18 protein-coding genes are annotated in these 22,240 nt (G+C 63.5%); 8 read left to right on the top strand and 10 right to left on the bottom strand.

What is annotated here, in order from left to right:
- Positions 1–74: 74 nt before the first annotated feature.
- Positions 75–920, top strand: a complete 846-nt coding sequence (locus NKJ76_RS22265) for an SH3 domain-containing protein (RefSeq protein WP_352538365.1) — start codon at positions 75–77, stop codon at positions 918–920.
- Between the two features lie 21 nt (positions 921–941).
- Here NKJ76_RS22265 and NKJ76_RS22260 read toward each other — a convergent pair whose 3' ends face one another.
- Complete coding sequence (locus tag NKJ76_RS22260) at positions 942–2,237, bottom strand: Mur ligase family protein (RefSeq protein WP_352538364.1); 1,296 nt, start codon at positions 2,235–2,237, stop codon at positions 942–944.
- Positions 2,238–2,322: 85 nt separating this feature from the next.
- Positions 2,323–3,558, bottom strand: a complete 1,236-nt coding sequence (locus NKJ76_RS22255; protein ID WP_352538399.1) for a Mur ligase family protein — start codon at positions 3,556–3,558, stop codon at positions 2,323–2,325.
- Here NKJ76_RS22255 and NKJ76_RS22250 point away from each other — a divergent pair.
- Positions 3,451–3,687 carry a hypothetical protein gene (locus tag NKJ76_RS22250; RefSeq protein ID WP_352538402.1) on the top strand — a complete coding sequence of 79 codons (237 nt, stop codon included), beginning with the start codon at positions 3,451–3,453 and terminating at the stop codon, positions 3,685–3,687. The genes NKJ76_RS22255 and NKJ76_RS22250 overlap by 108 nt on opposite strands.
- 107 nt (positions 3,688–3,794) lie before the next feature.
- On the opposite strand, the gene NKJ76_RS22245 is transcribed toward NKJ76_RS22250, so the two are convergent.
- Positions 3,795–4,541: an SDR family oxidoreductase gene (locus tag NKJ76_RS22245; RefSeq protein WP_352538398.1), complete on the bottom strand. Its 747-nt coding sequence runs from the start codon at positions 4,539–4,541 to the stop codon at positions 3,795–3,797.
- 321 nt (positions 4,542–4,862) lie between these two features.
- Between NKJ76_RS22245 and zwf the strand changes: the two genes are divergently transcribed.
- The 3 genes from zwf (at position 4,863) to edd (ending at position 8,918) form a co-directional block, all read left to right on the top strand.
- A complete protein-coding gene (gene zwf, locus NKJ76_RS22240) occupies positions 4,863–6,332 on the top strand; it encodes a glucose-6-phosphate dehydrogenase (RefSeq protein ID WP_023669307.1) in 1,470 nt (489 codons plus the stop codon).
- Positions 6,314–7,030 carry a 6-phosphogluconolactonase gene (gene pgl / locus NKJ76_RS22235; protein ID WP_023692386.1) on the top strand — a complete coding sequence of 239 codons (717 nt, stop codon included), beginning with the start codon at positions 6,314–6,316 and terminating at the stop codon, positions 7,028–7,030. Before zwf ends, pgl begins: the two co-directional genes overlap by 19 nt.
- A 64-nt stretch (positions 7,031–7,094) precedes the next feature.
- Positions 7,095–8,918 carry a phosphogluconate dehydratase gene (gene edd / locus NKJ76_RS22230; protein ID WP_352538363.1) on the top strand — a complete coding sequence of 608 codons (1,824 nt, stop codon included), beginning with the start codon at positions 7,095–7,097 and terminating at the stop codon, positions 8,916–8,918.
- 67 nt (positions 8,919–8,985) lie between these two features.
- Here edd and NKJ76_RS22225 read toward each other — a convergent pair whose 3' ends face one another.
- The 4 genes from NKJ76_RS22225 to NKJ76_RS22210 form a co-directional block, all read right to left on the bottom strand.
- Positions 8,986–10,644, bottom strand: a complete 1,659-nt coding sequence (locus tag NKJ76_RS22225) for a vWA domain-containing protein (protein ID WP_352538362.1) — start codon at positions 10,642–10,644, stop codon at positions 8,986–8,988.
- 148 nt (positions 10,645–10,792) lie between these two features.
- A complete protein-coding gene (locus tag NKJ76_RS22220) occupies positions 10,793–11,791 on the bottom strand; it encodes a GlxA family transcriptional regulator (protein WP_352538361.1) in 999 nt (332 codons plus the stop codon).
- A 17-nt stretch (positions 11,792–11,808) separates the two neighbouring features.
- On the bottom strand, positions 11,809–12,708 hold the full coding sequence (folD, locus tag NKJ76_RS22215) for a bifunctional methylenetetrahydrofolate dehydrogenase/methenyltetrahydrofolate cyclohydrolase FolD (RefSeq protein WP_352538360.1): 900 nt from the start codon (positions 12,706–12,708) through the stop codon (positions 11,809–11,811).
- 355 nt (positions 12,709–13,063) lie between these two features.
- Entirely contained in the window at positions 13,064–15,361 is a 2,298-nt protein-coding gene (locus tag NKJ76_RS22210; protein WP_352538359.1) for a GumC family protein, read from the bottom strand.
- Positions 15,362–15,559: 198 nt separating this feature from the next.
- On the opposite strand from NKJ76_RS22210, the gene NKJ76_RS22205 reads away from it, so the two are divergent.
- Positions 15,560–16,855, top strand: a complete 1,296-nt coding sequence (locus NKJ76_RS22205) for a lipopolysaccharide biosynthesis protein (RefSeq protein ID WP_023681896.1) — start codon at positions 15,560–15,562, stop codon at positions 16,853–16,855.
- Here the strand turns inward: NKJ76_RS22205 and NKJ76_RS22200 are convergent.
- Genes NKJ76_RS22200 through NKJ76_RS22190 form a run of 3 tightly spaced genes read right to left on the bottom strand, consistent with a single transcriptional unit; the run spans position 16,852 to position 19,735 of the window.
- Positions 16,852–17,775, bottom strand: coding sequence for a DUF6492 family protein (locus NKJ76_RS22200; RefSeq protein WP_352538358.1), 924 nt, complete (start codon positions 17,773–17,775; stop codon positions 16,852–16,854). The genes NKJ76_RS22205 and NKJ76_RS22200 overlap by 4 nt on opposite strands.
- Positions 17,772–18,566 carry a WecB/TagA/CpsF family glycosyltransferase gene (locus NKJ76_RS22195; RefSeq protein ID WP_023715617.1) on the bottom strand — a complete coding sequence of 265 codons (795 nt, stop codon included), beginning with the start codon at positions 18,564–18,566 and terminating at the stop codon, positions 17,772–17,774. Before NKJ76_RS22195 ends, NKJ76_RS22200 begins: the two co-directional genes overlap by 4 nt.
- Positions 18,563–19,735: a glycosyltransferase gene (locus tag NKJ76_RS22190; protein ID WP_023715616.1), complete on the bottom strand. Its 1,173-nt coding sequence runs from the start codon at positions 19,733–19,735 to the stop codon at positions 18,563–18,565. The genes NKJ76_RS22195 and NKJ76_RS22190 overlap by 4 nt, the downstream gene beginning before the upstream one ends.
- 172 nt (positions 19,736–19,907) lie before the next feature.
- On the opposite strand from NKJ76_RS22190, the gene NKJ76_RS22185 reads away from it, so the two are divergent.
- Positions 19,908–20,906, top strand: coding sequence for a glycosyltransferase family 2 protein (locus NKJ76_RS22185; RefSeq protein WP_023692395.1), 999 nt, complete (start codon positions 19,908–19,910; stop codon positions 20,904–20,906).
- The gene (locus tag NKJ76_RS22180) at positions 20,875–22,194 is read left to right on the top strand and encodes an O-antigen ligase family protein (RefSeq protein ID WP_023746238.1); all 1,320 of its coding nucleotides are present in this window, start codon (positions 20,875–20,877) and stop codon (positions 22,192–22,194) included. The genes NKJ76_RS22185 and NKJ76_RS22180 overlap by 32 nt, the downstream gene beginning before the upstream one ends.
- Positions 22,195–22,240 lie beyond the last annotated feature (46 nt).

Below are 22,240 nucleotides of genomic sequence, written 5' to 3'. Positions count from 1 at the left end.
ACCGATGCCGATCGAATGCCGGGCTGCCGGCGCCGATCGAAAGAACACCGGCCCATCTTTTGGAGGTGGCAAGAGTGAACGAGCCCTTCAGTTTCGGCGCGCCGGAACGTCGGCGCTTCGCCATGCAATTCGGTTATGACATGCGGCCCTCCTTCTGGCAGGGGGTGCGCACGAATTCGCATCTGGTGATCGCCGCGGTCGGCACCGCAGCGCTGCTTGGCGTGGCGGGCATAGCGCTTTGGCTGGCATTGCCGGCCAACGACCGGCAAGCGATCGCCAGCACACAGCAGAACGTTCCGACTTTACCGGTCAAGACGACCAAGATTGCCCCGGTCGCGGCGACGGCTGCCGCGGTAGCGGCGCCACAAGCCGCGCGCAAGGGCGACGCGGTTTCATCGACGGTCGCTGTGGGTGGGGCTGCGATGCCGCCGCTGTCGGCCAACGATCCGCGCTGGAATGCGGCGCAATCCAACAGCGACCCTGCCGCGACGCCATCCGATCAGGCGCCTACCGAGCAGGCTGCCGCCAAACCGTCCGATGCCGCGGCATTCGAAGAACCGGCGGCCCAGGGCGACGCCACGACGCAGTTGTCAAAGGTCGCTGCTCCCGCCAATGACGACGACGCGGAAACCGCCGCCATACCGACGCCAAAACCGCAACTTCCAGACGAGCAATCTTCCGCCGCAACGAACGATACCCAGGCCAAGGCCAAGCCACAGAAGGTGGCTGCTGCCGCCGGCACCGGACGCATCCTCTGGACGGTGACAATGCGCAGCGGTCCGCAGAAAAACGCCGCCGCCATGGGGACCGTGCCCGCCAAGTCGTCGGTGCAGGTGGTAAGTTGCAAGAAATGGTGCCAGATCGTCTACAACGGCAAGCGCGGCTGGATCTACAAGAGCTACATCAAGACCGGGGCTTGAGACGCAAGCCGCCAGATCTGGTCAGCCGCCGAGCAACCACCTGAAACGGTGTCTCCTGCGAGCAAGTTTGCGCTTCGCCAGGAAATCCCGGTGTTCCTCGAACGGCACCTCATAGAGGCCGCACATTTGGCAGCTTTCCGACTTGCGGCATATCGGGACCCAGCATTTGACGTCGTGTGTCCAGGCGAGCGCGATCCTTTCCAGATGAAGGTTGGACGAACTTTTCAGCAGAATCAGTTCTCCTGGGACTGCCGTCCGTTTGATATGATCCGAAACTTCCTTGGCAGTGCGAAGCTCAAGGAAACGGCCGCTGTCGCGGTCGGCCTGGCTGGCGCGCGAGCGATGCGCATTGTCGCCGGTATAAATGACCTCATCGGCGATTTCGCGCGCGATGTTGTAGGCGGCGCCGTATTTCCTCGACGAGCCGGCGTAGTCCGATATCTGCCCCAGCACAATGCGCTTGCGAGCACCCTTGGCCTTTGCAATCATCTCCAGGGCAATGTTGAGCGAATGCCAGGGCGCTTTGGCCGTATCGACCAGGAATTTCGGACCCGCGGATACCTCTTGCACCGTAGAGCGGTTGGGCAGTGGTGCAAACGATGCCGTTCTCGCTACGACTTGCTCTGGCGGGACGCCAAGTTCCAAGGCGGCGGCAACAGCCGCTGCAGTCGGCAGCCAGAATTGCTCGCCGGGAAAAGGCGCTTGAATATTCAGGCTGCCACCGCGCCAATGAAGGGTGAACCGCAGCAATTCCGGATACGCGGCATGCACGTCACTCACGCGGTAGTCTGCCTCGCCGGACTGGCCGAAGGTCGCAATCCGGCATTTCGCGCCAGACGCCATGCCGATCACCAGTGGGTCATCGCAATTGAGAACCGCAAGTCCATCAGGTTGGAGTGCCCCGACCAGCGCCCGCTTCTCTCCCGCCACAGCTTCCAGAGTCTTGAACTTGCCGAAATGCTCCAGACGGATCATCGTAACCACCGCCACACTCGGCTTCAGCATCTGCGCCATGGCGCTGATCGTGCCGAAGTCGGAAGCGCCGGCTTCGAAAACGACGTAATCGACTTTGCCGGCCTTCCTCAGGCGCTTGTAAAGCGTTCGGATGAGCGCAGGCATTGTATTGGCCTGGGCCTGTAGATGCACCTTGCCTTGGGCGGCCAGTATGTGTGCAAGCAGGCTGGTGGATGTGGATTTGCCGGAGCTGCCGGTAATGCCGATGAACGTCGCCTTGTTACGCGCCCGCACCCAGCGCGCCTGCAGCCGTCGCAGCGCCCAGCCCAAGTCCTTGCGAATTTTCAGCAATTCCAGTTTCACACCCCGCCAGCTTTTAGCCCAGCCTAATATGCGTCGTGCCAAGTTCCAGAGTCAAACGGGCGCTGGCGTGCTTCAGCCAAAGATTCTAGCGGCCGAGGAGCCGCAGCAGTCTGTGCTTGCGGCGCTTCGATTTTCTCTGCGCCACAAACTCACGGTGCTGCTCAAACGGCACTTCATAGAGGCCGCATTGCTCGCATCCCTCGGTCTTGCCGCATACCGAAACCCAGCACTGGACGTCGTGGGTCCAGGCAAGAGCGACACGCTCGAGGTGCAGATTGGACGAGCTCTTGAGCAGGATCAACTCGTCAGGCTGCGCGGTTTGGGCGATGTAGTCCGACACTTCCCTGGCCGTGCGCAATTCGATGAAGCGGCCGCTGTCGCGATCTGCCTGGTTCGCCTTGGAGCGATGGGCATGATCGCCGGCATAAATCACCTGGTCTGCAATCTCGCGCGCGCTGCTGTAGGCTTGGGCATATCTGTTATTCGAGCCGGAAAAATCCGATAGCTGGCCAAGAACGATACGTTTTCGCCCGAATGTCGATCCGGCTACCATGTCGAAGGCAAGGCTCAGCGAATGCCAGGGCGCCTTTGCGGCATCCACGATGAAGTGGGGGCCACCCGCGACGAGCACCTGGCCGCGATTTTCCAGAGGCTGGAACGTCGCGATCCTGTGCTTGACCATCTGCGCAGGCACGCCCAGCTCAAGAGCGGTTGCCACCGCCGCTGAAGTCGGCAGCCAGAAATGCTCGCCGGGGAACGACGTCTCGATATCGAGCACACCGCCGCGCCAGTGGAGCGAGAACCGCAACGGCTTGGGATAGGAGGCCTCGATATCGCTGACGCGATAATCCGCCTGCTCCGATGTGCCGAATGTGACGGAACGGCAATCGCTCGCCGAGGCCATGCCCATCACAAGAGGGTCATCGGCATTGAGCATCGCGAAGCCGCCCGGCTCCAGCGCCGCGACCAGGGCGCTTTTTTCTCGTGCGACGTTTTCGACAGTCTTGAAACTGGCGCGATGCTCCAGCCGGACCATTGTGACAACAGCCACGTTGGGGCGAAGCAATTCGGCCATGGGCTTCATTGTATCCGGGCCGAATGCAGCAGCCTCGAAGACGACGTAGTCGGTTTTGCCGCCCTTTCCCATTCGCCTGGATAGCGTCGAGACCAACAGTTTCATCGTGTTGGCCAGAACCTGTGTATGGACCGAACCATGACCGGCCAGGATGTGTCCAAGCAGGCTTCCCGCCGTGGTCTTGCCGGAGCTTCCGGTAATGCCGATGAAAATCGCCTTGCTTTGTGCCCGCGCACGCGTGGCCAGGTAAAGCCGCAGCCGCCATCCCAGATCGTAGCGACTTTTCTGCTGCCTGATCTTCATCACCCGCCAACACTATCCACGATCCGTTATGCCTTTCGGGGGATCGAGAAGTCAAACTGGGGTCCGGCGTGACGACGTCAACTGTTCGTTCCTCGGCCGGCCGGCGCACCGATGCGAACTCTTGCCGACATTGCTCTGTCTGCCATGCATTGCGAACAGCGAGGTACTTCCCGAATTGCTCAAATGCAGCGGCCGCCGTCGACCTCCAGCGCCACACCGGTGATGAAGGCGGCTTCGTCCGACGCAAGCCAAAGCGCAGCGTTGGCGATATCGAGCGGCGTCGACAGACGGCCGAGCGGTATCGAGGCACGGAATTTCTCGCGGATCTCCGGCGTGTCAGTGCCCATGAATTTCTCCAGCATGCCGGTCTCGCCGGCGACCGGGCAAAGGCAGTTCACGCGGATGTTCTTGGGCGCGAGTTCGACCGCCATCGACTTGGTCGCGGTGATCGCCCAGCCCTTCGAGGCATTGTACCAGGTGAGCCCCGGCCGCGGCCGCAGACCGGCGGTCGAAGCCGTGGTCAGGATGACGCCGCCGCCCTGCCGCTCCATGATCGGCACCACGGCAAGTGCGGCGTGATAGATCGCCTTCATGTTGACTGAAGTGATCAGGTCGAAGGTCGCCTCGTCGACGTCGAGCATGTCGCCATTGCGATGGGTGTAGCCGGCATTGTTGACCATGATATCGATGCGGCCGAAGGCGCTTTTTGCGGCATAGACCATCTCGTCGAATTCGGAACGCTGCGAAACGTCGGTCTGGGTCCAGATCGCGGCCTGGCCGATCTCTGCTGCAACGCGCTCCGCGCCCTTGGCGTTGAGGTCGGCGACGACGACCTTGGCGCCCTCTTCGGCAAAGCGCCTGGCCATGCCTTCGCCGAAACCTGACGCAGCACCCGTCATGACGGCGACCTTGTTTTCCAGACGCATGCTTTTTCCGCTCATTGAAGACCCACCTCGCAAGCGCATTTTCCTTTTTGTTTGATGCGTGTCTGTCTCCCAGAACCGCTTCGCACTTCTGGGCGACACGCATTAGCTTTCGTCACATTCCCGCTTTATGTTGCAGGCGCGAAAGCCCCGGGACCATCGCTTGACGAAAAGCCTCCGGGGAGCAGCCAGTGTCAAGGCACATTTGGAGCGAATCAATATGCAGTGATTTGGCCTCGATGTGACACCATGGCACTGGATAGTTTAAATCGATTAGATTATATCCTGCCGCGTCACAGCGAGCGGCGTCAAAGCGGACAGACCATGACCAGCCAGATCATTCCCGTCGAGCCTTTCGACTTCATCATTTTCGGTGGCACCGGCGACCTGTCGGAACGCAAGCTGCTGCCCTCGCTCTACCACCGCCAGCGCGACCACCAGTTTTCCGAGCCGACCCGCATCATCGGCACCTCGCGCTCCAAGATGAGCGACGAGGAATTCCAGGCTTTCGCCAAGCAGGCGATTTCCCAGCATGTTAAGCCGGCCGACATCGACGCCGAGGAACTCAAGACATTTCTTGCCCGGCTGTCCTACGTATCGGCCGACGCGACGACTGGTGCCGGCTTCGACAAGCTGAAAAAGGCGATCGGCGAAAGCGACCGCATCCGCGCTTTCTATCTGGCGGTGGCGCCGGCGCTGTTCGGCGACATCTCGCACCAGCTGAAAGCCCACAATCTCATCACGCCGAATTCACGTATCGTGCTGGAGAAGCCGATCGGCCGCGACCTCGATTCGGCGCGCAAGCTCAACGACGTGGTTGGAGACGACTTCCACGAAAGCCAGATCTTCCGCATCGACCACTATCTCGGAAAGGAGACGGTGCAGAATCTGATGGCGCTGCGCTTTGCCAACGCGCTCTATGAGCCGCTTTGGAATTCTGCCCATATCGACCATGTGCAGATCACGGTGGCCGAGACCGTCGGTCTTGAAGACCGCGTCACCTACTACGACAAGGCCGGCGCGCTGCGCGACATGGTGCAGAACCACATGCTGCAGCTGCTCTGCCTGGTTGCCATGGAGGCGCCATCGTCGATGGATGCCGATGCCGTGCGCGACGAGAAGCTGAAGGTGCTGCGGGCGCTGAAGCGCATCAACGGCAATGAGGCACCCAAGCACACCGTGCGCGGGCAGTACCGCGCCGGCGCCTCTGCAGGCGGCGCGGTGAAAGGCTATGTCGAGGAACTCGGCAAAGACAGCTCCACCGAGACCTTCGTCGCCATCAAGGCCGAGATCGGCAATTGGCGCTGGGCCGGCGTGCCGTTCTATCTCCGGACCGGCAAAAGGCTGGCGACCCGCGTTTCGGAAATCGTCATCGAGTTCAAGCCGATCCCGCATTCGATCTTCGGCGACAGCGCCGGGCCGATCTCAGCCAACCAACTGGTGATCCGGCTGCAGCCCGACGAAGGCGTCAAGCAGTTCATCATGATCAAGGATCCAGGCCCGGGCGGCATGCGGCTGCGCCAGATTCCGCTCGACATGAGCTTTGCAACATCTTTCGACGGTCGCGCGCCGGACGCCTATGAACGGCTGATCATGGATGTTATCCGCGGCAACCAGACGCTGTTCATGCGCCGCGACGAGGTCGAGGCGGCATGGAAGTGGATCGACCCGATCCAGAACGCCTGGGAAAGCGCCAGGCAGGAGGCGCAAGGCTATACGGCCGGCACATGGGGTCCCTCGGCCTCGATTGCGCTGATCGAACGCGACGGGCGGACATGGCACGAAAGCAATTGAGCGAGCCCGTCTATAACTGGAACGGCTTTGCCGGGCGCCAGGACCTGGCGGCAGCCCTTGCCGGCAATGTCGCGGCGCGCCTGACCAAGGCCATCGACGAGCGCGGCACGGCCCTGCTTGCCGTTTCCGGCGGCACCACGCCGGCAAAGTTCTTTGCAGCACTTTCGGCCATTCCGATCGCCTGGAACAAGGTGACGGTGACGCTGGTCGACGAACGGTTCGTGCCGGCCTCCTCGCCGCGCTCGAATGCGGGGCTGGTGGCGGCCAACCTGCTGCAGAACAAGGCGGCTGCCGCGCACTTCGTGCCGCTCTACCATGAGGCGGCAAGCATCGAGACCGCCGCGGCGGCCGACGATGCGGCGCTGAAGGCTCTGCCCTGGCCCCTCGATGTCGTCGTGCTCGGCATGGGCGGCGACGGCCACACCGCCTCGTTCTTTCCCGACGCCGAGAATCTCGGCGATTTGCTCGACCCGGCCTCATCAAGGATCGTGCTGCCGGTTCACGCGGCAAGCGCCGGCGAACCCCGGTTGACGCTGCCGCTGGCGCGGATCGTCGGCGCCGGCTTCATCGCGCTGCATATAGAAGGCGAGGACAAGCGCACCGCCTTCGACGGTGCGATGGGACCGGGTGCGAAAAAGCCCATCCGCAAAGTGCTCGAAGCGGCACCCACCCCGGTAGAGGTGTTCTGGGCACCCTGATTTCACGCAAAGTAGTCCCGGCAGACGGTGGAGGACGTTCTTCCGGGGCTCGAAAGGACCGACCATGACAGCCAGACGCGACATCGAAGCCATCACGGAACGCATCCGCCAACGCTCGAAAGCCGGCCGCGAGCGCTATCTCGGCCGCATCGCCGAGGCCTCCAGCCGCACCGCCAACCGCGGCGTCCTGTCTTGCGGCAACCTCGCGCATGGCTTTGCCGTCTGCAGCCCGTCTGAAAAGCTGGCGCTCGGCGCCGACAAGGTGCCGAACCTCGGCATCATCACCTCCTACAATGACATGCTGTCGGCGCATCAGCCCTTCGAAACCTTCCCGGCGCTGATCAAGGAAGCCGCGAAGGAAGTTGGCGGCATCGCGCAAGTGGCCGGCGGCGTGCCCGCCATGTGCGACGGCGTGACCCAGGGACAGCCCGGCATGGAGCTGTCGCTGTTTTCGCGCGACGTCATCGCCATGTCGGCGGCGATCGGCCTGTCGCACAACATGTTCGACGCCGCCGTCTATCTCGGCGTCTGCGACAAGATCGTACCGGGGCTTGTGATCGCGGCTCTCACCTTCGGCCATCTGCCGGCGGTGTTCGTGCCGGCCGGGCCGATGACGACGGGCCTGCCCAATGACGAGAAGGCCAAGGTTCGCCAGCTCTATGCCGAGGGCAAGGCCGGACGCGCAGAACTGCTCGAAGCGGAGTCTAAATCCTATCACGGGCCGGGCACCTGCACCTTCTATGGCACCGCCAACTCCAACCAGATGCTGATGGAGATCATGGGCCTGCATACGCCCGGCGCGTCCTTCGTCAATCCAGGCACGCCGCTGCGCGACGCGCTGACGCGCGAGGCGACCAGGCGAGCCCTGGCGATCACCGCGCTCGGCAACGCCTACACGCCGGTAGGCCGCATGATCGACGAGCGCTCTTTCGTCAATGGCGTCGTCGGCCTGCACGCCACCGGCGGCTCTACCAACCACACCATCCATCTCATCGCCATGGCGGCGGCCGCCGGCATCACGCTTACCTGGCAGGACATTTCCGACCTGTCGGAAGCGGTGCCGCTTCTCGCGCGCGTCTATCCGAACGGGCTTGCCGACGTGAACCATTTCCATGCCGCCGGCGGGCTCGGCTTCCTGATCCGCGAATTGCTCGACGAAGGCATCCTGCATGAGGATGTGCAGACGGTATGGGGCGAAGGCCTGAGGCCCTATGCGGTCGAGGCCCGGCTCGGCGAAGATGGCGGCGTCGTGCGTGAAGCCTCGCCGCTGCAGAGCGGCGACGAGAAGGTGCTGGCGCCGTTCAAGAAAGCCTTCCAGCCGACCGGCGGCCTGAAGGTGCTCGCCGGCAATCTCGGCCACGCCGTCATCAAGACGTCCGCCGTGAAGCCGGACCGCCGCGTCATCGAGGCGCCGGCCAAGGTGTTCGACAGCCAGCAGGGACTGAACGAAGCCTTCAAGGCCGGCACGCTGACCGGCGACTTCATCGCCGTCATCCGCTTCCAGGGCCCGAAGGCAAACGGCATGCCGGAACTGCACAAGCTGACCACCGTGCTCGGCATCCTGCAGGATCGTGGCCAGCGCGTCGCGCTGGTCACGGACGGGCGCATGTCTGGCGCTTCCGGCAAGGTGCCGGCGGCGATCCATGTAACGCCGGAAGCGGTCGAGGAAGGGCCGATCGCCAGGATCCATGACGGCGACATCATCCGGCTCGACGCCGATGCCGGCACGCTGGAAGCGCTGGTGCCGGGGCCTGAGCTCGCGCTGCGCCGCACGGCCGACATCGATCTCATCGGCAACGAGTTCGGTTTCGGCCGCGAACTGTTCGCCGGTTTCCGCCAGCTGGTCGGCCGCGCCGACCATGGCGCCAGTGCTTTCGCCACTGCCTGACCAGATTGCCTTATCCATGAAAAAGGGCGACTCGTGGCCGCCCTTTTTTGCGTTCGTCCATACGATCCTATTGCACCGTGAGCTCGGCTCGCTCGCCGGCCTTGACCGTTACGGTGCCTTCCTTCGAGCTGTTGTCCGACTTCTCCGAAACGACCACATAATCGCCGGTCGCTATCGCCGCCTGATACTTCTGGTCGTAAGCGTAGCCAAGCGACTTGCGATTGCCGTTGATGTCTTTCTTAGCCTCGAAAATCTCGATCTTTGAAGCGCCGGGCGCGGTGATTGCCAGCACGCCGGCGTTCATGGCGACCTTCACATCCTGGAATTCGCCGACCTTGACGGTGAACGGCCGCTCGACGACCGCGAGGTCGACCGTCGCAATCAACACATAGTCATCGGCCGGCAGATCGAACTTGCTGTCAGGGCCATAGGAGTAGGTCACCTCTTCCCTGGTCCCGTCGATCTTCTTTTTCGCCTTGAAGACCTTGAAGCCGATGCCTGAACCATCGGCCTTGTCGCCGCCGGCGACATAGTAGGCGTTGGCCACGACATGCCCGACGCCGACGATGATGTCCTTTTCGACCGTCTTGCCGGCAGCGAGCGGAATCGTCTCGGTAGCCACGCCCTGGCCGATGGTGACAGTCACTTTCTCGTCGCCGGCCGGCAACACCACCTTGGTGGTGCCATAGTAGGTCGCGGGGTTATCGGCGCCCGGATAGTCGATCACGACAGCCGCGCCATCGACAACATCCGCCCCCACGCTTGGTCGCGGATGAATGATGAGCGTGCCGGCATTCAGGGTGAAGAGCGGCTTGTAGATCTGGCTTGCCTCGACCTTGAGCTTTTGTTCGGTCTTGGCCTCCCCGTCGCGCGCGACGATGATGTAGTCGCCCGGCTCCAGATTGCCCTTGTAGGCGCCGTATTCGGTGGTGACGTTGTAGCCGCGCGTGCCATCGGCCTTGGCCTTGTAGACCTCCCAGGCATTGCCGTCGGTGATCGGATCGCCGCCTTCCGCCATGACCACGCTCGGGATGAAATTGAATTCGGGCTTTGCCGGTTCAGGGGCAGGCGCCGGAGCGGGTTCGGGTGCCGGCGCCGGAGCCGGCGCGGCGACGGTTTCGACCAGTGCTTCCTGCAGCGCCTTCTCGTCCGAGGCCTGGATATATTTGCCGCCGGTGTTGTCGGCAAGGCAGGCGATCTGCTTGCCCTCGTCAGCGGTCAGGCCGAAGCCGACGACGTCGACGGTGAAATCGACGCCTGAGGCCTCCAGTTCCTTGCCCAGCGCGCACGGGTCACCTTCGCAGGTTTCAAGCCCATCGGTGATGAGAACCACGGTCGCCTTGTCCTCGGTGTATTTCAGAGCTTCGGCCGCCTGCTTGACGGCTGCGGTCAGCGGCGTCTTGCCGAGGAATTTCAGGCTGTCGGCAGCGGCCGAAATGGCGCTGGCCGAGCCGGCTTGCGGCGGCACGATCAGTTCGATGTCGTCGCAGCTGCCCTTTTCGCGGTGGCCATAGGCCATGAAGCCGATCTCGTCGTCGCCCGGGACCGACTGCAGCACGGTCCTCAGCGATTCGCGCGCGATCTCGAGCTTCGGCTTGCCGTCGATCTGGGCCCACATCGAGCCCGAAGCGTCAAGAATGATGATGACCTTGTTGGCGGCAAAGCCGAGCGAAGTCATCGACAAAAGGAGCAGCGCCGCAGCGACGCTCCGCAAAAGTCCCGCCATGGAAATCTCCTTGAGACCGCCCTCTGATCCGCGCCGGAAGCTATTTGACGGCGCGTCCGGGCACAAGCCCCGGAGCGGGTCACGAACGGTTGCGTGTAACAGGATCGGCGCCGGCCGAGGCCTGTTCCGACGCCGGCTCAGCACCGCGTCAGTACGTGGTGCGCCGCTCTTCGGAAGGCGGACGGCCGAACTGCAGCCGATAGCTCTGCGCGAAATAGGAGTGCGAGGTAAAGCCGGTGGCAATGGCCACGTCGAGGATCGGCATGTTGGTCTGGCGCAGCAGTTCGCGCGCCCGCTCAAGCCTGAGCCGCATGTAGTAACGACCGGGCGTGACGCTCAAATGGCGCAGGAACAAGCGCTCGACCTGGCGCACCGACAGGCCCGCCGATTTGGCAAGCTGCACGGCTGATAGCGGCTCGTCGAGATGGTCGGCCATCAGTTCGACGATGCGCCTTAGCTTCTCCGACTTGCCGGTCAGGTCGCGCTCCGGCCCGACGCGCTGGCGGTCGCCGGCGGAGCGGATGCGCTCATGCTGGAACTGGTTGGCAACGCCGTTGGCGAGGTTCGAGCCGAAGTCGCCACGCACGATCTCCAGCATCAGGTCGATCGAGGTGGTGCCGCCGGCGCAGGTGTAGCGCTTGCGGTCGATCTCGAAGACGTTGCCGGTGCAGTTGATCTCGGGAAAGCGCTCGACGAAGCCGGCGCGGTTTTCCCAATGGATGGTGCAGCGATAGCCTTCGAGCTGACCGGCTTCGGCGAGGAGATAAGAGCCCACCGACAGCGCGCCGAGCGCATTGCCGCGCCGGCCCCAGCTGCGCAGCGCCGCCAGCACCTTGCTCTTGCCGGGGAACTCGACCGACAGGCCCACCGACACGAACAGGATATCGACCGGCGGCAAATCGGCGACGGCATAGTCGATCTTGAGCGGCAGACCGTTGGAGGCCATGACGGGATCGCCGTCGGCCGAGACCGTCGTCCAGCCATAGAAATCGCGGCCGAGCAGGCGGTTGGCCGAGCGGAAGGTATCGATCGCCGCTGCCAGCGAAAACATCGAAAACTTGTCGACCAGCAGGAACGCGAATTGCCGGCCCCCTTGAACGGGATCATCCACGACCGGCCGTTCAGAGGGTATAGTAAGGTTCGGCAAAGAAGCTGCTTTCTGGGTCAGAAGGAAGGCCGCTTCAAGCCGGCCGCAAGGTAGGCTGAGGCTAACGTATTGGCCATCAGCATGGCAATGGTCATCGGTCCGACACCGCCGGGCACGGGGGTGATGGCGCCGGCGGCCTTGGCCGCTTCGGCATAGGCTACATCGCCCACGAGGCGGGTTTTGCCTTCGCCCTTCTCGGGTGCGGCAATGCGGTTAATCCCGACATCGATCACGGTGGCGCCGGGCTTGACCCAGTCGCCCTTGATCATTTCGGGCCGGCCGACGGCGGCAACCAGAATGTCGGCTGTGCGGGCCAGCGCCGGCAGATCCTTGGTGCGGCTGTGGGCGATGGTGACGGTGCAGTTGGCGGCAAGCAACAGATTTGCCATCGGCTTGCCGACGATGTTGGAGCGGCCGACGACGACCGCGTTGAGGCCGGAAAGATCCTTGCCGCGCACGCGTTCGATCAAAAGCATGGAGCCGGCCGGCGTGCAGGGCACGAAGGCTGTTTCGAGTTCGCCGGTGCCGAGCTTGCCGACATTGATGAAATGAAAGCCGTCGACATCCTTTTGCGGTGCGATGGCCTGGATGATCTTGCCGGCATCGATATGGGCGGGAAGCGGCAGCTGCACCAGAATGCCGTTGATGGCCGGATCGGCGTTGAGTTCGCCGATGATCTTCAGCAGTGCCGCTTCGGACGTGTCGGCCGGCAGCGTGTGCTGCAGCGAATGAAAGCCGCATTCCTTGGCGGTGCGCGACTTCGACGCGACATAGACCTGGCTTGCCGGATCCTCGCCGACGATGACCACCGCTAAGCCGGGCTGGGCCTTTCCCTTGGCGACCATGTCCTCGGTCAAGGCCTTGACCTTCTGAACCACGTCTGCGGCGACGATCTTTCCGTCAATCACTTCGGCCATGAACCATCCTCGACATCATTCCAGCCAAGGCGCGGCGCGCGCCTTGAACGTTGCTTCGTGCATGTCGTTGTTCCAAACGTTCCGCCCATTCGGGTAAAGCCCGACGGCAGCGCTTTTTGGGCGCCATGCTGCGCGGCATTGTCACGAAATTTGGCCTAAGCAATCCCGTCAAAGCGCCGTCACATGCCGTAAACTCGAAACCGGCAGCTTTTATTCTGTGCTGACGGGCTCAGAGCGACTCATCCTTTCACGGAAAGGCTGAACCGCTCTATTTCTTGTTTTGACGCAATTCCCAAGGGAAAGCGCGCTACGCGCTTTTCCCGGGAAAACCGTTTCACACTTTTCCTGGAATTGCTCAGAAATAGCGGCGGTGCGAACGGCTTTCGGTGAGTTCGCGCACCGCTTCGCGAAATTCGCGCAGGCTGGCGCGGATATCGTCGATTTGCGCCTGCTGGTCTTCCGGCGCCGCCCCAGCGGGCTGCGGAGAAGACCACTGCTCGGACGCCGCGGGCATCGGCTGAGCCTGCGAATAGGCATAGTCAGCCGGCTGACGAGGCTGCGCGTAGCCAGGCTGCTGCGCAGGGGAATTGGCGTGCGGAACCTCGTTCCGGAAGTCCGGCTGGCGATAGCCCACAGGCTCCTGCACCGGCCTTGTATATTCGGCGGCTGGTTGGGCGCGGTAGGTCTCGACGGGTTCGCCTGACGTCCCGCTACCCGGCGCGGCTTTGCGCATCGCCGAGAACAGTCCGTCGAACAGACCTGGGCTCCGGGCGGGAGCGGCCGCGGTCGGCAACACCGGAGGTGCTGCCGGTGGCGGCGCCACAGGCAGCGGCGCGCGATAGACCTTGTCCTCGACCGGAGGGCGGCGCTCGTCCATTCTGCCGCGCGAACGCGAATTGGCAGCGCCGCGCAGGCTGGCAAAGGCGCCGCGCATGGCGCCGACACCGATGCCCGAAGCAAGCCCGAGCAGCAGGCCGGCCATCGCTATTACAGCCCGCGACGGTCCGTTGGGTTCGAGCGGCGGTTGCGCGGGGGTCATCAGATTGATGTTGGTGGTGTTGATGTTTTGCTGTTCGCCGGTCTCCTTGGCGCGCAGAAGGTACTGTTCGTAGACGGAGCGTTTGGCCGTGGCATCACGCTCCAGTTCGCGCAGGCTGACCAGATCGCTGTTGACGTCGCCGCTCTGGACCTTTGCCTGAGCCAGGCGGGAAGCGAGATCCTGCTCAAGCTGGACCGAGCGCTTCAAGTCGACCTGCAGCGACGAGGCGATGCGGCGCAGTTCGCCTGCGATGCGCTCGCGCGAGCCGTCGAGCTGGGCACTGAGCGCCTGGTATTCGGGATGACGCGGTCCCAGACGCACGGCGGCGCGGTCGGCATCCTGCTTCAAAACTGCATATTGCGCGCGCAGTTCGCTCATCGTGTTGGAATTGATTTCTTCCGGCAAGGTGCCGTTGATGACCGAATTGACGTCCAGCGAACGCGCCGACGCGGCCCGGGCATTGAGTTCCAGCGTACGGGCCCGGGTGACTGAGAGCTGCTCGTTGAGCTTCAGCATCTGGTCGTCGCTGATCAGATGGCCCTGCGCGTCGACGAGATCATGCGTGGCCCTGAAATCCTCGACCTTGCGCTCCGCTGTCTCGACATTCTTGCGCAGGTCATCGAGCTTGGCCGTCAGCTGGTCCGTCGCGCGCCCGGCCATCCCGAACTGGTATTGGGCCGCCTCCTGCTGGAAAACGTCCCTGGTCCTATTGGCTATCTCCGCCGATTTGTCGGCGCTTTGAGTGGTGGCGCTGATGGAAACGACAAAGCTCTTGCCGCTGCGCTCAACCGACAGGCTCTTGGCCAGATTGCCGACCGCCAGCGCCTGGCGGCGCACTTCACCGCCGCCGCCAGGGCCATCCTGGCGCGACAGTATCGAGCGAATGAGCGACAGGACGCCAAGGCCGCCAGAGCCCTGTCCGTTGAATTCCGGATCGTCGACGAGATTGAGATCGGCCACGACCTTGTCGAGGACCTTGCCGGATGTCACCATCTTGATGCGGGTTTCGACAACAGCCAGCGCCGCATCGGGCTGCCCGACCGGTTGGGTGAGATCGTTGTCGGAAAGCTTCAGGTCGCCTGGCTCGATGACCATCTGTGTGGTGGCTTCGTATTTCTTCGGTGTCGAAACGGCGACGGCGACGCCGAGCACCGTCCCCAATATCGTCGTCGAGACGATCAGCAACTTGGAACGACTAATGCCGCGGACGACCTGGAGCGGATCGATCAGCGGTTTCCATTCCTGCCCGTCATCGTCGTCGCGGTCCGGTCGCTGCTCGTGGAAAGAGCGGCGCTCATAGGCCGCGCGGGAGCGAGGCTCCTGACGCCGGCCGGAAACAGGCTCCTCACGCGCGCTGGCGGCCGAAACGGGTTCGCCGTCGGCCTGGAACTGCGGCGGCTCGGGCGGTGACGTTGGCGCCGGATTCGACCGCGCCTCGCGTTGCGATCGGGCTATGCGGTGACGCGTGGCGGCATCCTCGCGCCATGACGGATCCACCCGGTCACCGATCGAGACCGCCGACGCATCCGCCGCCTCATCGCCGCGCACAGCTTTGCCGAGCGCCAGGAGGGAGCGCTCGCGCCTCCAGTCTTCACGGTTTTCCCTGTCGACCATTGTCTCGAAACTTTACCTTCGACGGCGCGGGAGCGGCGGTCGGCCAATCGTTAAGTCACGCTAAACAGGCATGGGAAACAAAAGGTTAATTTCCGAAGTCTGCAAGTGAAAGTTTCTCGCTTCGCCACGCATTGCCGGGATCTGTAAAATGGGGTCAGAACCGCACGTTAAGCTTTCCGGCTTACGGCTTTCCTCGATATGACGCAGGCCAGCGACATACCGCAAAGGCGGACACTCGCCCGCATCGGCACCTTCCTTGCCGAAAGACGGGGGCTGGTTCGCGACTATCTTTCAGCCATCAGCGGCGCCGGCGGGCGGCTGGTGTTCTCGCTTGCCTATTTCATCGCACTTGCCAACACGCTGTCGATTGCCGAGTTCGGCATGTTCGCCACCGCCTCGGCGGCCGGCGTCATGCTGTCGCGCATCCTCGCTTTCGGCTTCATCTCGGCGCTTTACCGCACAGCCACCATCCGCCCCAATCTGATCGGCACCTTCACCGCCGGCTTCCTTTTGCTTGGCGCCGTGTCCTTACCACTGCTGGCGGCGGCCTCCTGGGGCGTCTACCTGATCTTCTTCGCCAGCACCGTGCCTCTGGCCGTCTTTGCCGCAATCGTCTTTGCCGAAGCGCTTTTGTGGCGGCCGGTCGAGGTGGTGCTGATCGTCAACAACGGGCTCGGCAAATTCGGCCGCGCCGCGGTGCTGTCGATCGTGACCACGGCGTTCCGTGCGCTGGGCGCCGTGCTGTTCATGCTGTCGGGGCAGCACAGCGTCTGGATCTGGTCATTGTTCTACATCGGCGCCAACGCCGCCTCGCTGCTGCTGGCCTTCGGCTTCTATTATCCACGCCAGCGGCTGAGGCTGCGCACCGAGCTGTATCTCAGGCGGCTTGCCGATTCGATCTATGTTGCCGGCGCCGAAGTGCTGTTCTACCTGCAGTCGGAATTCGACAAGCTGCTCGTCCTGGCGATCGGCGGGCCGCATCTGGCCGGCATCTATGCCATCATCATGCGGCTGGTCGACCTGACGGCAATACCGATCCGCACCTTCTCGATGATGCTGGTGCAGAAGATGATGCGGTCGCCGGAGCTGTTGTCGCGACTGCGGGTCAAGAGCGGTATCGAAGCCGGCGTGTTCCTGGTATCGACATTGGCGCTGGCCGCACTCGGCATCGTGCTGCATTTCTTCCCCAATGCACTTGGCCGGAATGTCGCCGAGGCGGCGCCCTTGGTGGCATTGGCAATCGGCGTGCCGGGACTGCGCAACCTGGTCGAATACCAGGCCGAGCTGCTGTTCGCGCGCGGCCAGACCGCGCTCAGGGCGCTCAACCTCGGCCTGCTGGCGGGGCTGAAGGCGGTGCTGTTGACCTATGTGCTGACCACGATTGCCGACACGCCCAGGCTTGTCGTATCGCTCAATGTCGTCTTCCTGCTGCTCTATCTCGCCTCGGCGCTGCTGACCTATTCGGCGCTGCGCAAGCCCGCCAAGGCAATCTAAGCCAATCCGATCAGGCGGCGGATGCGGCCGATATCGGTGCCGATGAAGGATTGCATGCCGATCGCCACCTGCCCCGGTGCCATAGCGGCGACGAAGCTGCGGAATTCGTCATCCGACAGCGCCTCCCCGGTCCAATGCACGCGGCAGAATTCCTCCGAGCCGTGGAAATGGCCGGCGCCCCCCAGCACATCGTCGACATAGCGGCCATAGATCATGCATTCGGAGAACCGGCGCACTGAAGCGATGACCTCGACCCAGCCGCGCGCGTGCACCTTCTCGATCTCGGCGCACATCGCCGTCACGGTCTGACGGCGCCAGGCGATCAGCGTCGAAATATAGTCGTGGTTCGAAACCTCGGATGCATCGATACCAATCGCCGAGGCCGCATTGCGCGACCAGATGCGATGCTCGTCGTGACCGTCGCTCGACAGCACGCCGTCGCGCCGGAACAGCCGCACCTTGCCGTCGCGCCAGAAGGCGCTCAGATCGAATGGCTTGAGGAAGGCGACGTCGGAATCGCAGAAGACCAGCACGTCTTCTCCAGCATGCGCAGCGATGGCGATGCGGCGCAGCTGCTGCACATGCCAGCCGCGCAGCGGCTGGGTCTTGAGACTGAGCCAGATGCGACGGCGAAAGAGGCTCATCGGATCGTCGAACACACGCAGCCAGCGCGGCAGCAGGTCGCGCTCGTCGACAACGCTGCGGCGGTCGTTTTCCAACTGGCGAAACAGCGCCACGTCGCGGTGCTCGACCAGAATGTAATGATGCGCCACGCCGGAGACATGGCGGTCGAGGGTCTCGCACAACAGGCGGCAGCGTTCGAAATCCGGCGCATAGCTGGCGGTCACCACCGCCGCCGTCGGCGTTTGCGGCAGGGCACCGGTCTCGGCTGCAGGGCTCGGCACGACGCGGCTGTTCACCGCAACTCTCCGGCGGGCTCGGGCCGACGCGAGAATTTCTGCCTGACGACACGCAGCAGGAACACCGGATTGCCGACGACGTAGCGGCGCCACAGCCGGCCGGGCTCGATGCACAGACGGAACAACCATTCGAGCCTCAGCTGGCGCATCCACAGAGGCGCCCGCGGCACCGTGCCGGAGAGAAAATCGAGCAGCGCGCCGACGGCGATCGGCAGCGTGCAGTGGCGGGCATCGATATGACGGGCGATCCACAATTCCTGGCGCGGCACGCCCATGGCCACAAGCAGCACGTCGGGCCGCAATGCCTCGATGCGATCGACGATCGCCTGCTCTTCGGCGGGGGAGAAATAGCCGTCATGGATGACGACGAATTCGTGCTGCACCGCCAGAGCGGCTAGCCTGACCGACGCCGCCTCGGCGTTGGCGCGGGTGGCGCCAAGCAACCCGACGGTCAGCGGCCTCGCCGATGCCTGCAGAAAGGCCGGAATGAGATCAGTGCCGTTGAGATTGTCCGGGAACGGCGCGCCGTAGAGCAGCTTTGCCGCCAGATCGACGCCAACGCCGTCAGGCAGGATGAGGAAATCGTCGAGCGCCTCGGCAAAGACCGGATCGGTAGAGGCGATGTTGGCGTTGTGAGCGTTGAGAAAACTGACCTTCGTGAAGCGCCGCTCGGCAATCAGACGAGTGAGCAGCGCGATCGCGTCATCCCAGCCGATGGCAAGGACCGAAATGCCAAGGATCGTCTTCAGCGTATCGAGCCCGAAGGCGGCGCGGGCGGTGTGCATGTTCATGCAAACACCTCCTCCCCCACCGGCCCGAGCTTTTCCAGGCCGAGCCTGATGGCGGCATCCAGTGCCTTGATCTGCCGGCGATGGAAGGCGCTGCCATCGACATCCCTGACATCGGCCGCCGCTGCCTCCAGCGCGCCGGCGAAGGCGGCCGGATCGTCGGTGACGAAACAATTTGCCGGGCGATGATCGATGCCGCGCAGCGAACGGCTGGTGGCGACCGACGGCAGGCCGAGTTCGAAGGTTTCGATGGTCTTGAGCTGAACGCCGCTGCCCGCGGTGCTGATCAGTGGGATGACGGCGGCGCCGCGCACGAAATCCTGGGCGTCGGGCACGCGGCCGACAAATTCGACACCGGGATGGGCAGAGGTGATATCCGACGGCATGTTGCCGGCGACCCTGATGCGAAAGCTCCGGCGAAGATGCGGCACGACTTTTTCCAGGAACCAGTCGAGGCCGATGCGGTTCGGCTGCCAGGTCCAGGTGCCGATCAGCGCCGCGTCGCAATCGATGCGGCGCGGCTTGACCGGCTTTGGCGCCGTGGCAGTGGTCACCAGCGGCAGCACCGCCGAGCGGTCGTCGCTGGCAACGCCGAGTGCGGCGCGGTCTTCCTCGGCCAGCGTGAAGACGAAGCGAGCCCGGCGGCAGAGCCGCTCCTCCATGGTCTTGAGCAGCCTGGCCTCGCGGGCAAACAGCAGGCGCTGGAAGCGACTGTTTGCTGCTGCCGCATTCTCTTTGGCCGAACCATGTTCGACATTGTGGGCGACGAAAATCGAGGGACGGTCGGCGAACAGTTTTTCAAAGGCGCCGGCGAACTGCACCGAATTCAGGACATAGCCGTCGAAGGGACCGGCGCGCTCGATCGCGGCACGGACTTCGCTGTCGGAAACCGCGCGCAGCTTCACGGAAGCGAAGGTGAGCCCTGACAGCACCGCCTTGCCAAGCCAGGCGAGCTTCTGCCGCGCCGAGGCGCTTTCCGTGCGCACGTCGACGGCGCCGAGCACGAAGGTGTTTTCGGGGTCGCTGGGCGCCTTGCCCGGCCAGATGAAGCCAATGACGGTGACGCGCACGCCGGCGCGCCGCAAGGCGGCGATGATCGCAGCATTGGCGATCTCATAGCCCGAAGCGAGAGCGCCGTCGGGCACGATCGATGTGGCGAACAGCAGATGCATCTCACCTATCCAGGCGTCAGCCACTAGCAAAGCTGGGTGAACCCTTGATTAAATCACGCAACGCAACGGCTGAAAGGCGCGGACCGGCAGGCGCCGCTGCGAAAGGTGATTAACGAAACGTTATCGTCGCGGTGTTATCGAAAGCCAGATTCAAAACATGCGGCTGGAGCGGATGATCCCTTTGCCATCGGACGGTTCGGTTTCGATTGCGGGACGCTCTCCGGGGCTCGCCGCAGAGACGATGGAAGCCGTCGTCACGCTGCCGACCTTCAAGCGGCCGCAACTGCTGCTCGAAACGCTGGCGTCGCTCAAGGCACAGCAAACCAGCCGGCGCTTCGCCGTCATCGTCATCGAAAACGAGGCCGAGGCGCGTGAGGGCGCCCAGGCGGCCGTGCCGCTGTTCGAACGCGACGATATGAAGGGCATGGTCATCATCGCGCATGAGCGGGGCAATTGCAGTGCCTACAATGCTGGCTGGCAGACGGCGATCCTGCATTTTCCGGATTTCCGCCACCTGCTGGTCATCGACGATGACGAGATCGCCGACGCGGACTGGCTGGAGCGCATGTGCAGGACGGCGGAGACGCTTGGCGCCGACATTGTCGGTGGCCCGCAAGTGCCGGTGTTTACCGATCCTGCTCACGCCAAATGGGCCGAGCACCCGGTGTTTGCGCCGCCCTATCGCCAGACCGGGCGCGTGGCCGCACTCTATTCCTCGGGCAACCTTCTGGTCGGGCGCAATGTGCTCACCATCATGGGGCCACCCTTCCTCGACCTGCGGTTCAACTTCATGGGCGGCGGCGATTCCGACTTCCTCAGCCGCTCGGCGCAGAAAGGTTTCGTGCTTGGCTGGTGCGCCGAGGCAAAGGTGCGCGAAGGCGTTCCGGCCCGGCGCGTCGAGGCTGACTGGATCCGCGCCCGATCCTTACGCAACGGTGTAATCTCGACGCTGGTCGAAAAGAAGAAGCGCGCCGGCACGCCATTCGCCGGCGCCAAGGTGTTTGCAAAAAGCCTGGCGCTGCTGATAGCCTCGCCCGTGCGCGGCGCAATCAAATTGGCGCGGACAGGATCGCTGTCGACGGCGCTTTACCCCGTCTATGTCTCGCTCGGCCGCGTGCTTGCCGAATTCGGATACGCCAATGAGCAATACAGGCAGCCTGAGAAGAACTGACGAGCTGCTGCTGGGCGGCATCGTCACCCGCGACGGCGTGGCGACGGCGATTGCCGCGCTGTTGTTTGCCGTCGTCATCGTGTCGTTCCGGCCGTTTCAGCCGGCAGGCGCGGAACTGACCGGCGACGGCGGCGACATCGTCAACCAGCTCGGCTTCAGTTCGCTCGGCGCCATTTCGACCTTCTCACTGCTGACGTTCGCCGACCCCAAGATGGTGCGCTCGCTGCTCAGCCCGTCCTGGATCCTGATGCTCGGCTTTTTCATGCTTTCGGTCATCAACGCGACCGACCCGTCCTCGGCCATGCGCGCGGCCTTCTTCACGCTGCTTGGCGTTCTGACGATAGCGACGGTCCTGGTGCTGCCGCGCGACGCCGACAGTTTTTCGAAAGTCATCATATTCTGCGCGATCGTCGTTATCGGCCTGTCCTATATCGGCCTCATCGTCTTTCCGCATGAGGCCCTGCATACGGCCGATTCGCAGGAGCCCGAACATGCCGGCCTGTGGCGTGGTGTGTTCGCCCACAAGAACATTGCCGGACCAATCATGGCCTGCTTCAGCTTCGCCGGCCTCTATCTCTTCCGGCGCGGCCAGAAGTTCTGGGGCGTGGCGATCTTCGGCGCGGCGATGATCTTCATGCTGCACACCGGCTCCAAGACGACGGCCGGCCTGGTGCCGTTCTCGATCCTGATCGTCGTGCTGCCGGGCCTGATCGGCATGCGGTTCGGCACGCCGATCCTGTTTGCACTGGCGATCATTGCGACGGCCATCGGTACCTTAGGCATCGTCTTCATCCCCCCGGTGAAAGAGCTGGCGGCCACCTATTTCCCCGACCTCACCTATACCGGACGCACGACGCTGTGGGAGTTCTCCGGCGAGATGCTGGCGAAGAAGCCCTGGACCGGCTACGGCTATGAAAGTTTCTGGGGCACGCCGCTGCTGCTCAGTCAGGACCAGCCCTTCGACCGGGCCTGGGACATCCGGACCATCGTGCATGGCCATGACGGCTATCTCGACATTGCGGTGCTGATGGGCATCCCGGCGCTGTGCGTTGCCGTCTACACTTTCGTGATCGCGCCGCTGCGCGACTACATGCGCATCCCGCCGCGCAAGGAGAACATCTATCTCGGTGACTTCTTCATGATGGTGGTGCTGTTCACGGCGCTGAACGCGTTCCTGGAAAGCTTCTTCTTCCATCGCGGCGACCCGGTGTGGCTGTTCTTCGTGCTCGGCGTGCTTGGCTTGCGGCAAGTGTCGCTGCGGCCGATCGCGGTGCGCCGGCGACCTTGACCGGCTGGCCTGAGCACCCCTTGAGGGGCTTTCCCGTCTGCCCGCT

The organism is Mesorhizobium sp. M0029 (assembly GCF_040323735.1).
Lineage (GTDB): Bacteria > Pseudomonadota > Alphaproteobacteria > Rhizobiales > Rhizobiaceae > Mesorhizobium.
This window is presented reverse-complemented; position numbering and strand designations above follow the sequence as displayed.

Bases quoted from the DNA above. Each gene is read 5' to 3' on its own strand.
- NKJ76_RS22245 (WP_352538398.1), bottom strand. From the start codon at position 4,541: ATGCGTCTGGAAAACAAGGTCGCCGTCATGACGGGTGCTGCGTCAGGT.
- zwf (WP_023669307.1), top strand. From the start codon at position 4,863: ATGACCAGCCAGATCATTCCCGTCGAGCCTTTCGACTTCATCATTTTC.
- edd (WP_352538363.1), top strand. From the start codon at position 7,095: ATGACAGCCAGACGCGACATCGAAGCCATCACGGAACGCATCCGCCAA.
- NKJ76_RS22185 (WP_023692395.1), top strand. From the start codon at position 19,908: ATGATCCCTTTGCCATCGGACGGTTCGGTTTCGATTGCGGGACGCTCT.
- NKJ76_RS22250 (WP_352538402.1), top strand. From the start codon at position 3,451: ATGACCGGCCAGGATGTGTCCAAGCAGGCTTCCCGCCGTGGTCTTGCC.
- NKJ76_RS22205 (WP_023681896.1), top strand. From the start codon at position 15,560: ATGACGCAGGCCAGCGACATACCGCAAAGGCGGACACTCGCCCGCATC.
- NKJ76_RS22195 (WP_023715617.1), bottom strand. From the start codon at position 18,566: ATGAACATGCACACCGCCCGCGCCGCCTTCGGGCTCGATACGCTGAAG.
- pgl (WP_023692386.1), top strand. From the start codon at position 6,314: ATGGCACGAAAGCAATTGAGCGAGCCCGTCTATAACTGGAACGGCTTT.
- NKJ76_RS22210 (WP_352538359.1), bottom strand. From the start codon at position 15,361: ATGGTCGACAGGGAAAACCGTGAAGACTGGAGGCGCGAGCGCTCCCTC.
- NKJ76_RS22190 (WP_023715616.1), bottom strand. From the start codon at position 19,735: ATGCATCTGCTGTTCGCCACATCGATCGTGCCCGACGGCGCTCTCGCT.
- folD (WP_352538360.1), bottom strand. From the start codon at position 12,708: ATGGCCGAAGTGATTGACGGAAAGATCGTCGCCGCAGACGTGGTTCAG.
- NKJ76_RS22225 (WP_352538362.1), bottom strand. From the start codon at position 10,644: ATGGCGGGACTTTTGCGGAGCGTCGCTGCGGCGCTGCTCCTTTTGTCG.
- NKJ76_RS22180 (WP_023746238.1), top strand. From the start codon at position 20,875: ATGAGCAATACAGGCAGCCTGAGAAGAACTGACGAGCTGCTGCTGGGC.